Origin of the sequence: Endozoicomonas euniceicola (genome assembly GCF_025562755.1) — a bacterium.
Lineage (GTDB): Bacteria > Pseudomonadota > Gammaproteobacteria > Pseudomonadales > Endozoicomonadaceae > Endozoicomonas_A > Endozoicomonas_A euniceicola.
Window position 1 is genome coordinate 6062029 of the sequence record NZ_CP103300.1, and the last position, 11331, is coordinate 6073359.

General features: G+C 46.5%; 10 protein-coding genes and 2 pseudogenes. 2 read left to right on the top strand and 10 right to left on the bottom strand.

What is annotated here, in order from left to right:
* Positions 1 to 224 precede the first annotated feature (224 nt).
* From NX720_RS24745 to tnpC, 4 genes and pseudogenes are all read right to left on the bottom strand, one after another.
* The gene (locus tag NX720_RS24745) at positions 225 to 761 is read right to left on the bottom strand and encodes a hypothetical protein (RefSeq protein ID WP_262598261.1); all 537 of its coding nucleotides are present in this window, start codon (positions 759 to 761) and stop codon (positions 225 to 227) included.
* 37 nt (positions 762 to 798) lie between these two features.
* Positions 799 to 2018: pseudogene (locus tag NX720_RS27375) on the bottom strand (ISAzo13 family transposase).
* 143 nt (positions 2019 to 2161) lie between these two features.
* Positions 2162 to 2992 carry a hypothetical protein gene (locus NX720_RS24760; RefSeq protein ID WP_262598262.1) on the bottom strand — a complete coding sequence of 277 codons (831 nt, stop codon included), beginning with the start codon at positions 2990 to 2992 and terminating at the stop codon, positions 2162 to 2164.
* A gap of 340 nt (positions 2993 to 3332) precedes the next feature.
* Positions 3333 to 4631 (bottom strand): annotated as a pseudogene (gene tnpC / locus NX720_RS24765) (IS66 family transposase); the annotation flags it as partial.
* Between the two features lie 163 nt (positions 4632 to 4794).
* Here tnpC and NX720_RS24770 point away from each other — a divergent pair.
* A complete protein-coding gene (locus NX720_RS24770; protein ID WP_262596131.1) occupies positions 4795 to 6288 on the top strand; it encodes an ISKra4 family transposase in 1494 nt (497 codons plus the stop codon).
* Here NX720_RS24770 and NX720_RS24775 read toward each other — a convergent pair.
* Both NX720_RS24775 and NX720_RS24780 read right to left on the bottom strand, forming a co-directional pair.
* Complete coding sequence (locus NX720_RS24775; protein WP_262598263.1) at positions 6239 to 6658, bottom strand: hypothetical protein; 420 nt, start codon at positions 6656 to 6658, stop codon at positions 6239 to 6241. The two genes, NX720_RS24770 and NX720_RS24775, sit on opposite strands and share 50 nt — an antisense overlap.
* A gap of 3 nt (positions 6659 to 6661) precedes the next feature.
* Positions 6662 to 6892, bottom strand: coding sequence for a transposase (locus NX720_RS24780; RefSeq protein WP_262597541.1), 231 nt, complete (start codon positions 6890 to 6892; stop codon positions 6662 to 6664).
* 101 nt (positions 6893 to 6993) lie between these two features.
* Between NX720_RS24780 and NX720_RS24785 the strand changes: the two genes are divergently transcribed.
* Positions 6994 to 7422 (top strand): IS66 family transposase, encoded by a 429-nt coding sequence (locus NX720_RS24785; RefSeq protein WP_262601656.1) that lies wholly within the window; start codon positions 6994 to 6996, stop codon positions 7420 to 7422.
* 140 nt (positions 7423 to 7562) lie between these two features.
* Here the strand turns inward: NX720_RS24785 and NX720_RS24790 are convergent, their stop codons facing one another.
* The 4 genes from NX720_RS24790 to ppnN all read right to left on the bottom strand — a co-directional run bounded on the left by NX720_RS24790 (position 7563) and on the right by ppnN (position 11322).
* Positions 7563 to 8273 (bottom strand): epoxyqueuosine reductase QueH, encoded by a 711-nt coding sequence (locus tag NX720_RS24790; protein WP_262598264.1) that lies wholly within the window; start codon positions 8271 to 8273, stop codon positions 7563 to 7565.
* Positions 8274 to 8376: 103 nt separating this feature from the next.
* Positions 8377 to 8616 (bottom strand): hypothetical protein, encoded by a 240-nt coding sequence (locus tag NX720_RS24795; RefSeq protein WP_262598265.1) that lies wholly within the window; start codon positions 8614 to 8616, stop codon positions 8377 to 8379.
* Positions 8617 to 8994: 378 nt separating this feature from the next.
* A complete protein-coding gene (locus NX720_RS24800) occupies positions 8995 to 9915 on the bottom strand; it encodes a metallophosphoesterase (RefSeq protein ID WP_262598267.1) in 921 nt (306 codons plus the stop codon).
* Between the two features lie 24 nt (positions 9916 to 9939).
* Positions 9940 to 11322 (bottom strand): nucleotide 5'-monophosphate nucleosidase PpnN, encoded by a 1383-nt coding sequence (ppnN, locus tag NX720_RS24805; protein WP_318654072.1) that lies wholly within the window; start codon positions 11320 to 11322, stop codon positions 9940 to 9942.
* Between the last annotated feature and the right edge of the window lie 9 nt (positions 11323 to 11331).

Here is an 11331-nt window from a genome sequence, read left to right on the forward strand (position 1 = left end):
GATCGTAAAACCGTGTTGTACTATAGAAGACTCTCAAGCAGGGGTATAAATATTTTTTTGGAATCACTGCTTACCGGGTCAATACTTATTATCCCTGTCACCCTTCTGTCATAGCGAAGTGACTCGCAGAAAAATCATTGCTCTATAGTTTTGCGGTCTCATCAAGCAACTTAACTGATAACTCTGGCAAAACAATGGAATTTGCCATGTGATTTTGTTGACCTCTACCTTATAGCTGACTTTTTGAGGTGATCTGAACAAAATAATAAACCTACATCCAGTTTTTTCGATGCTTGGAATATTGTGTCAATGGCATGATTCGTCATTCTCTCTGTGGCCTCTGGTGTTGAATCGATGACTAACATCACTGGATACATATTTTTCTTATGATGCCGAACCTCTTCACGATGGGCGGCAAGTTTTTCGATATCAGAAATAATTTCACCAGGGCGAAGCCGACCATTTGCTCGCTCCGAAGCTTTAACTTCAATGGCAAGCAATGTATCTACCAGTGTTCGCTTGCGATTACGTCTCCGCCAGTCTCCCCGGATTTCAGGAGAAAAAATAACAATGTCAGGGATAGGTTCAAAACCACCTTGATAATCTTCATGTTTTTTCTTGTCTAACGCCTGAAATAGCGGTGAGATCGGGTTTGAAATCCATATTTTCACATTCATTCCGAGCTGGTCAATCGGCACTGCGCCTGCTGTACGCAGGCAATGATAAATCATAGCCTGATAGTGCAGTTCAGAGCCAAGCACCTGAAGGCACTCTTCCTGAATCTTAGGGGAGCGGCAATCAATAATTTACCGGTTCCGGAACAATTGTCACATCCCATTTCTTTAACTCAGAGTGGCGAATGATGTGAGGCTGTATTTCAGCTAATTCCTGTTTACTCAGTCTCACCCCTTTTTGATACGGTTGATCAAGTAGCTTCACTATCGGGTTCATGCATTTCCATACCATTGTCTTTGTCCACTCTAAAACAGACGTTACTGTGTTTAGAAGGCTGCCATTCCAATGGTTCTCAAGATAAGACCAGCCTCGTTCAATCGGATTGTACTTGCTGTGGTAGGGAGGGTAGTAAACCAGCCGTATTTTCAGCCCCACTTTTTTGGCAAACTCAACCATTCTGAAAAGAAACTGAGTTCGGTGGCTGTTACTTTCAGGACCGTTGTCTGCGTAGATAACCAGCTCATCGACATACCTGTTAGTTTCCCTCACCTGCTCCCACCACTGTTCAATGGCATCGCAGATAAAATCACTGGTTTTGTAAGAGTTACCGTAAAAGACATACAGTTGATCATTTTCCAGATTGAGTATTCCAAAGGGGATCATTTTTTCTTTGGTGGCCATATCATGATCCAGCGCTTTGACCGCTTCAGTTCCTCTTGCTTTACCACCTCTGGAAAAATTTCCAAGGTTAACCGTTGCTTTGCAATCAATGCTGATCTGAAGACTCTGCTTTCTCTGGCTTGCGGTGCTTTTTACTTGTTTGACGTTTTCAAAGATGGCATCGGTTTCCGGGATTTTTTTTCCGGCGTGGTCTTCTGTACCTTGTGAAGTTTATAGCCCATGCGGTTCAACATGTTGCAGAAAGTACGCTCTTTGGGAAGTAGCTCTTCCTGCCACCCTTTTTCATCAATCAGTTTTTTTCGAACAGCACTGGCTGTTATGCGAGCATAGGAGAACGTATTTCTGAGCTGCGGGTCAGCCTGACTTTCAGGGTCTACCAAGCTTCGAATGTCTTGTTCCAGTTGAGGATTTGCTACTTCTGCTTTTGGCTTGCCCTGAGATACGTAATTTCCATAACAAATAAGTCCTGTCCTTTTTTCATGCATCCCGAGTTCAACGGTATGACGACCAAAATTGAACTCGGTTTCAGTAAGGCGTGGACTACCAAAACAGAGCTGTTCAGCGACTTCAGCTATGAAGGCTCTGTGTTCAGAGCCTTTGAGCTTTTTAGCAGCAAGTATAATGAGGTGTTTGCATTCAGGGGTGACATTAACGCTGGACATGACGTTCACAATCAATCACAGAGGGAGTAAGCAGGAAAGATACTCCGGTAAAGTTTGTTATGCCACTCCCCTTAGGCCAAGCTTTTAACAGGGCATCTTTTGCGTCAGTTATCTTGGTAATGTCCATATCAGCTTATTATTTCTTATTCTTGACGATGCTTTCCAGTTGGAGCCATATGCCACATAAATGAATGAACATCGATCATGTCACGAGGCTTTAGTGGGCTAATTTTACTCTTGAGCCAGTGGCTGAAATTTAAAATCTGATTATACAGTTGAAAGGAAGGAGTAGACTCGTATCGAACAGGATAGCCTGAAATATCCAGGCTTCTTTTCAGCATTTCCGGCTTAACAAACATATGCTGCTCAGGATCAGATAAAAATAAAAAATATGTGATATATGTCCATTTTTTTAACCCCAGCTTTTCAAGAAGCAAAACAAATTGGTCGAATCGATGCTGTAAGTCATCTGCACTCCATAAAAACTGGAACAACCCGTTCATAAATAGGGGCTGGTTTTCCCTGATAGTATCGAGCAGAATTGGTTTTTCAAAACTCCCCTGAATAAAGTTGGTTAGACCAACCAGCCGGGTGACTCGCTCATACAATTCATCATACTGTTCAGAGCGAATAAGTTGTTCAAACTCTTTGTTTCCAAGTAGCAACTGAAATTGCTGGCAAGCATGCACTTTGTAGTTACGTTCTTCTTCAGCTTGAAGGTCTCCATAGAAACCACCGGGATAGCGTTTCTCAAACGTCGCTATCATTCCGGGAATATTTCTGCGTTCCAACTCATTTTCTACTGCATTTAAGAGGGCTGTGGCCATCTGCCGTGATGATGGAGTATCCAGTTTATTCACTGCATTTTTATGGAGTACCCGTAACTCATCAATGGATTTATTAGGCAGATTCTGGCTGATGCTATGAAGTCGATTGGTTTCCTGTTCGGAAAGGCCGAAATGGGTGCTATTCATACCGAATTGGTCACATTTTATATGAGGAATAATTATTTATCGGCAAGTTTTTACAATTTGAACAGCTTTGAGGTGAAGTCAGACTGTTTCCAGTTATGGTTAGAAAAACTGCCGGAATTATAATCGTTAATCAGGCAGAAAATCTGCACCGTCAGCCTGTGCCGCCTGAAAGGCTAGGCTGACAATATCTGAGGTTAAACTGCGAAATTAGGCTTCGGAGCAGCTGTAGTTCAGTCTCAATGGCTTGTTGGTTCGCCTTTTCTTCATGTGTAACTTTTCTACAAACCGCTTCAAAATTAGCAATTAAGACACCGCTTTTCCCTATTGTTGCCTCCAATTGTTATACCTTTGGCGGATCATGATTGCGCATTTCACAAAGCCGCTCCTCACTCATTAACCAGGGCAGATAAGGAGTGAGATCATTAGGTGGCTTCCTGCCATTTATGGCACAAGCCTCAAGATAGGCACCCAGCCAGATTTTTGGATTAATATCCCAAAGCTTTAGCGTCATAAAAACGCTGAATAGAAAAGCGGCTATATCAGCACTCCATACGCTGCCAGAGCCGTAGTAATTCTTCCTGCCAACGACACCTGTGCGCAGTGCTTGCTCTGCAGCGTTGTTATCCATGGGGATACCGGGATCAGTGACAAAGCGGGTCAATCCTTCCCAGTGATTCTGTAGACTTTCGAGCACTTTTTTCGCTCTGACTCGCAGTTTAGGACGATTAAGTTCCTGAACCCTCTGGATTGCCATCTGCTCTACCTGATGTTCAAGCCGTAACTGCTGTGTTGCTAGCTGCTCTGGTTCATCAAGCACTTCAAGTCGCTGACTATTAAGATGATATAAACGACCAATCCTGTTCACCCAGGTGGCGCTCCATTTCTCCAACTCCGGATCACCTCGTTGAGCGTCAATAAAATCCCGCCTGACGTGAGCCCAGCAGAAAGCTAAATTAATAGACACCGCATCATTCGCAAGCTTTTTGTACGCTGAGTATCGGTCACACACCAGCGTTCCAGCCCCGTCACCAATGATCGACTCTGGTACGACAGCCGCACGGGTGTCAGCAATGCTGAAATAAACCGCCTGATCACAGAGAAATACCCAAAGCCAATGTTTGTGAGAACCTGTGGTCTCATGTGCCCAGCTGATCCACCGGGTTTCATCAGCATGCCACTGATCGCTACTGGCGACGAATTCCCGAGTAGCTTCGGCAACCGGCTCAAAAAAGGGCGTTATAGCTTCCAGGCCAAAGGAGATGGTCGCCTGCGACAGTTCCAGTCCCTGAGCCTTATAAGACTCAAGTTGCCTGTTTATGGGGATGCCGTATGCGTACTTATTCAGCAACAGCTCCACCCAGACAGAAATACCAAGCTTTCCTTTGTTGATGAGTCTTGGTGGAGGTGGTGGAGTAGTAATATTGGGCGTTTCAGGGCACTGGCAAGTTTTTTGGTAATGCCTTCGGTGATAACGACGAACGTGAGCCTTAACTTCAACTTCAATTACGTCGCAGCTGTCGTCATTGAAAAAAGACTTGAATGGCCGGTGACAGACTGTACAACACTGTTTGTCCACTGGTAAGTCTACAGACTCATGAACCACTGGCAGGTTGTTGTGAAGATGGCGACCAGAGCCGGGGACTCCGGGCTGGTGACCTCGTTTTCGATTGGGTGCGGTTCATTTGCTACGACGCTCTACCCCAGCAAAACCAACTACTTTGACGACCGAGAGCAAAGAAAAAAGGGCTGTTTCGTGGTGATATAACGTCGCCAAACAAATAACACCGGAAAAGCAGCCCTTTGTGAACGCATCTTACGCTAATACTCTCGACTTTCAATTTTTTTCTCCTGCACAGGATCACTTTAATAGCATGATCCGCCACCTCGAATCTGCCTGCCTGCAGGAACATGGCACAACTGAAGAGTACATTCGAACCAATGGGGACGAGCTGCTTCGGCTAATGTTTCAGGGCTATCTCGATAAACAGGCTGAAGATGAAGAAAGAGCAGTGTCTGTCACTCCCTCTGACGGCATACCTCGTAACCATATTCGTCAAAATACCAGCCGGGTTCTCACCACGGTGTTTGGCAAGATAACGGTCAAACGGTTTGCTTATAGCCAGCGCAATGTCTCCAACGAATTCCCACTGGATGCCGGGCTCAACCTTAATAACGACCAATATTCTGATGGTGTACGCAAGCGTGTGGTCACGGATGCTATTGATCGTTCTTATGACAATGTCGTCAAACGGCATCGTGAAAATTGCCCCGGCATAGTTGGCAAGCACCAGGCAATAAAGCTGGTTGAAGGCACAGCTCAGGATTTTGTCGAATTCTATGAACAACGAACCATAGAAGATGAGCAAACAGATGACCTATTGGTTCTGAGCTTTGATGGGAAAGGTCTGGTCATGTTGCCAGATGGGTTAAGGGAAGCGACCCGCAAGAATGCAGAGAAAAGCAAGAAAAAATGTCAGACACGTTTAAGTCCGGGAGAAAAGAAAGACCGGAAGCGTATGGCTATGGTGGCGACTGTTTACACTGTGCGGGCAAACCCACGCTCACCAGAGTCCATCATGAACTCTGAAAAGAAAGCGGACAATGTCGTCAAATTTCGACCTCCAATACGCAACAAGAGGGTTTGGGCCAGTGTTGAGAGGGACGGAGAAACAGTCATCGAAGAAGCCTTTGATGAGGCTCTCAAGCGTGACCCGGAACGAAAACGACAATGGGTTGTCGTGGTCGATGGGCATCCGCATCAACTGAAAATGATTGAAAGAGTCGCCCGCAGAAAACAGGTCAAAACCAGCATCGTAATGGATTTCATTCATGTGCTGGAATATCTGTGGAAAGCCGCTCATTGTCTGCATGATAAAGGTGATAAATCTATTGAGAAATGGGTTGAGCAGCAAGCACTGAAAATTCTTCATGGGCAGTCGGGCTGGGTAGCCAGGGGCATAAAGCAAAGTGCCACGAAACGAAAATTGAAGAATCGGGAAGCTATTGATAAATGTGCTGGCTATCTGCAAAAAAACAGAGACCGGCTTTGCTACGATAAGGCGCTGCGCTCAGGCTTTCCTATTGCCAGCGGAGTGATTGAAGGCGCTTGCCGACATTTGATAAATGACCGTCTTGATATAACAGGCGCACGATGGAGCCTGCAAGGCGCGGAAGCCATTCTGAAGCTTCGCTCAATAAACTCCAGTGGAGACTGGGATGAATACTGGTCATATCACCATTCGTGTTCTAAGAAACGAAATTACGGTGAGTTGGTGGTGAATAGGGCTTCGTCGTAGCAAATGAACCGCACCCTTTTCGATTTGAAGGTGGCCGGGTAGTATTGCCACTTTTCTTTGAAGAAGAACTGGTCTTCTCTGATTTACGACCGAAAAGCAAGTGCTTCATGTGTGCCAGTTCTGATTTCAGATCAGCGACCTGGGTGTTCAACCCAGCCATTTCGGCTTTATGCTGAGCGATAAGAGAGGCATTTTTAGCCAATACTTTTTTCTCTCGGCCACAGGCCGCCTTCCACATGGCATGCCAGAGGTTGGCCTGCTGTTTTAGCTGGATGTGTTCCTGCTTGGTGAGGATGACCTGCGAGGTAGCAAAGGGGGCAGGCAGTAATGCAGGTGTTGTGCCTGATCCTGAAACATGAGCATTTTGCATACTCTAAAAGTAGACGACTTTGAGCTTATGTTTAGTGGTTTGTAGAAAAGTTACCTTTGTTCTGCCAAAAACCTCTGGAACCCCCTGAAGCAGTTGCCGCTTCCACTGGCTGACCTGAACGGCTGCGACTTCATGCTCGCTGGCCAGCTGATTTATGGTTTTATTTCCCTTGTAGGCTTCCAGTGCCACCTGTGCCTTAAATTCGGGCTTGTGTCGTTTTCTTTTTGCTACCATGACTCCCTCCTGAAAGGGTATGTTACAGCCAGAAAACTTAACTTAGCTACCTGTCCAGTTTATGGGGTCCATCATACCAGTACTGGTGCCTCTACGATGACATTGAGGCCTACCAGAAAAATCCAACGGACAAGGAAAAACAGAAGCTCTACCAGGACTTTGATCGTTGGGTAACGCAGCGGGTGAATTATCCTGCCTTGCAGTCTGAACTGGGTAAACTGATGGTTGTCAGGGAAGAGCTGCTATTGGTCCTTGAGTATCCGTGGTTGCCGCTGCACAACAATCTGAGTGAGAGGCAGATCAGGGAATACGTGAAACGGCGAAAAGTCAGCGGTGGTACCCGGAGTAAACTTGGGAGGAAATGCCGCGACACCTTTGCCAGCTTGAAAAAGACCTGTAAACAACACGGGGTGTCCTTTGCAAAGTATCTCAGGGACAGACTGACTGGAGTCAACATGATTCCCCGGCTGGGGCATCTCATCCTGAAGGCGTCAGGCTATCAGGAAACGGTTCTTTCCAATGGAATATGAGCAGTTACGATTTTCCTGCATTCATTCCACTATCCATTCCACTATCAGCTGGTACGGCAAGAGTTTTCCGGACACTTTTTTACGCTACCTCAGCAAATCCCTGACGGTACAGACAAGAGTGTTCAACAGGTTGAAAATAATCAGGAAGATAACGCAATCAACTCTACATCCTCGTCGTCCTTCTTATTGCCGTAGAAAGTAACCAGCCGCTTTACCCTTGGCCTGCCATTAGCCATCCGGTGCCGGTTCGTATCCCGTAAACTATAAACACAGCCACAATATTCCTGTTGATAGAAAGCCTCTTGCTTGGCCAGTTCAATCATCCGCTGACTGCCCCCCTGTTTGCGCCAGTTAAACGTCCAGTAACTGATATCAGGGTAACGGGATGCTGCCCTGACGCCCGAATCATTGATTTGCTCCATATTTTTCCAGCGGGAAATACCCAATGTGCTGGATATCACCGGAAAGCCATATTCACTGGCATACAAGGCGGTGCGCTCAAAGCGCATATCGAAGCAAACGGTGCATCGTTTACCCCGCTCCGGTTCATTTTCCAGCCCTTTCACCCGTTCAAACCAGTTGTCTTTGTCATAATCGGCATCTATAAACGGCAGTTTCAGTTTATCGCAGAATCGTTTGTTTTCGTCTTTGCGTAACTCATACTCTTCAACGGGGTGGATATTGGGGTTGTAGAAAAATACCGTTTGTTCAATACCGGAAGCCTGGATAGCCAGCATGATTTCTCCGGCACAAGGGGCGCAGCAGGAGTGGAGCAATAATTGATTCGTCTTACCTGGCATGTCCAGAGCTGGACGATCGTACTCATTTAAGGAAAGTGGTGCTTTGGACATATTCCTGTACTTCATACCGTTAGGGTTCATTGATTATGGCAAATTCTGATCCATAGGGGTGGCTATATCTTCTCCAATATGAAATGAGCCTAGAGGAGCCCGTTTACTTCAAACAGGTCTCAATGAACTCCTGATACAGCTCGGCCAGCAGCTCAGTCGCTTTTTCCCTGCCCTTTTCTCCTTTGTAATGTATGTGATTTCGGGCAAAGTAGGGAATATGGCACCAAGTCGTAAAGCCGCTAAACGGCTGGGTGATTTCGATGGTGATATCGTAAGGGGCGTGGTGAGTGATAATCCCGTGGACAGAGGTTCCGTTGACTGTGGTAACAATAGACTGAGGCATAATACGTCTCCTGTTTAGCGATATTTGTTTTGCGCCTGCAAGTGGGAATAAATCGGCGCTACCCCTTCACTTTAGAAGCCTGAGGCTGACTGTCAACCCTGTAGAATCTATCCTGAATACAGGAGTCATGAAGGATTACAGTTATGTCCGTCGCACAGGTTTTGGTACTGGTTTTCTTTTTGCTCGAGTTATATTTTCTGGGCCAACTGACGGTTGGCAGTCTTATCCGGCTGTTTTCAAGACGCTTAACACTGAACTTTGTCCTAATAAACGCTTTAGCGTTTGGCCTGTTTGTGTTTCTTAGCACTGTCGCCAACCTCTGGGAAATTCTGGGGTTGCAATGGAGCGATATAACAAGCCTGCTTTCTTCTGACGCCCTCAACCCACCCGATCAACCCAGACAAAATGATCATTACTAAGAGTTTGCTCTCCCTGCCAGCGATAAGCCACCAGCTTGCCCCCCTCGCTTAGGCTGGTGTAATCCACACCCGCGATGGTAGGGCTGAGTATTTCAGGCGTTCCCTGTAACCAGTAATGTCCAAAAAACAATGGCACAGAATCTCTGTATCGGTATGTATGATCGGGCAGTTCCATTTCAGGTAAATCAGCTTCCCCTGCATTGGTTGCCGCTTCAGGCAAGCGAGTTGCCTGCTCATCCCACCATTTCAGTCGTACTTTGTTGCGAACCTGGCCGTTTTTATCTTCAAAGCTGTATCCTTTCGGCAGTTTGCATTCAATACCTTTGAGAATATTTTCAACCGCGTGATAAACGTCACTTCCACGTTTTGAGCCCTGAACATAAGCATCAGTCAACAGACAATTATCAGCATTAATCCATGGTTGTATCACTTTCAGGCTTGGATGATGCCAGACGGCATGCACCACACGAATGGCTCCAAGATCCAGAAACAGCGGCAAAGTACGGAACCAGCTGATAATGTCCTTGTACTCCGCTGAACCCAGTGGGTACTCATTCAGAAAGGCCTGGTGTGTCTGGTGATTTTTCTCTGAATGTTTTCTCAGAAAAGCCCCCGCAGTCTCAGGATCAGGCGTCGCATAACAGATGGCATTGAACTCATGATTGCCCATCACTGCCAGTGCGCTACCCTGCTCTACCATACTACGACAGAGGGTTAATGCCTTTTTATGCTCCGGGCCCCGGTCAATAAAATCGCCGACAAAAACCACTTTCCGCTCAGGGTGCCGGAACACACCATTTTGCTCTGTGTAATCCATTTTTTTCAGGAGTTCTGCCAGGGCTGAGCCATGCCCATGAATATCACCGATAATGTCGTACATAGATGGTTACCTTCGAGACTGTATTTACTGAACGATTTGATAACAGGGCTGGTAGTGGCTGCCAGGTAGCTTCATGCGATAGTGATCGACGAACGACTGTAGCAGTGCATCTATTTCCTGCATCAACTCCGGATCGCCACTGAGCTGAAACGGCCCGTTTTCCCGAATGGCAATTACCCCCTCTTCCTTAATATTACCCGCAACAATACCTGACATGGCACGACGCAGGTTAGCAGCCAGTTCATGAGGCGGCAGGGATAGTTTCAGCTCCAGGGCAGCCATATTGTCATGGGTGGGCTCAAACGGTTTCTGGAAGTGTTCATCCACTGTCAGTAACCAGTTAAAGTAATAGGCGTCACCATGCTGACGACGGTAGCGGGTGACGGTTTCCAGTCCGTCACGCATAATTTTCGCTACCTCAAGAGGATTATCAACAATAATCTGATAGCGCTGCTGCGCTTCTGCTCCCAGGGTTTTACCGATAAAAGCATCAATATCTTCAAAATAGCTTTTTGCCGATGCAGGGCCCGTAAAGACTAACGGGAATGGCATACTTTTATTCGCAGGATTGAGAAGAATGCCCAGCAGATAAAGAATTTCTTCACAGGTACCCGCTCCCCCCGGAAATACAACAATGCCATGACCAAAACGAACAAAGGCTTCCAGCCGTTTTTCAATATCTGGCAGTATAATCAGCTCATTAACAATTGGATTGGGGGATTCAGCAGCAATAATACCCGGCTCGGTCAGGCCAATAAAACGACTGTGGTTTACCCGCTGTTTAGCATGAGCAATGTAAGCGCCCTTCATCGGTCCCTTCATTGCGCCCGGCCCACAGCCGGTACAGATATTCAGATAACGCAACCCGAGATGATAGCCAACCTTTTGTGTATATTCATATTCTTCACGACTAATCGAGTGACCACCCCAGCAGACCACGGTATCCGGCACCTGTTTGGTAATAAACGCCCCGGCGTTACGCAGAATCTCAAACACTATATGCGTAATATCAGTACCATTGCCACCGTCAAAGCGAGGATCATCGCTGATATGGGATGAGACATAGAGAATATCCCGCAACACGGAAAACAGATTTTCCCGTACTCCACGTACCAGTTTGCCTGCCACAAAAGCTTCCGCTGGCGCATTGATCAGCTCCAGCTTCAACCCCCGCTGCTCCTGAATAATGCGAATATTAAAATCCTGGTACATCGACATCATTTCTTCGGCGCAGTCACCCTGATGCTCACCGTTAAGGACTGCCAGGCAGCATTGCCTGAACAGACGATGCAGTCCTTTCTGGCTGGTATCCTGAAGTTTCTTTACCTCTCGGTTTGAAAGCACCTGCATGGTACCCACAGGATTGATGATGGCGGACAGAGTCTTTTGCTGATTCTTTTGGCTCATGAATTATTC

Excerpts from the sequence above, each read along its gene's own strand:
- NX720_RS24800 (WP_262598267.1), bottom strand. The coding sequence starts at position 9,915 with ATGTACGACATTATCGGTGATATTCATGGGCATGGCTCAGCCCTGGCA.
- NX720_RS24790 (WP_262598264.1), bottom strand. The coding sequence starts at position 8,273 with ATGTCCAAAGCACCACTTTCCTTAAATGAGTACGATCGTCCAGCTCTG.
- NX720_RS24775 (WP_262598263.1), bottom strand. The coding sequence starts at position 6,658 with ATGCAAAATGCTCATGTTTCAGGATCAGGCACAACACCTGCATTACTG.
- NX720_RS24760 (WP_262598262.1), bottom strand. The coding sequence starts at position 2,992 with ATGAATAGCACCCATTTCGGCCTTTCCGAACAGGAAACCAATCGACTT.
- NX720_RS24795 (WP_262598265.1), bottom strand. The coding sequence starts at position 8,616 with ATGCCTCAGTCTATTGTTACCACAGTCAACGGAACCTCTGTCCACGGG.
- NX720_RS24780 (WP_262597541.1), bottom strand. The coding sequence starts at position 6,892 with ATGGTAGCAAAAAGAAAACGACACAAGCCCGAATTTAAGGCACAGGTG.
- ppnN (WP_318654072.1), bottom strand. The coding sequence starts at position 11,322 with ATGAGCCAAAAGAATCAGCAAAAGACTCTGTCCGCCATCATCAATCCT.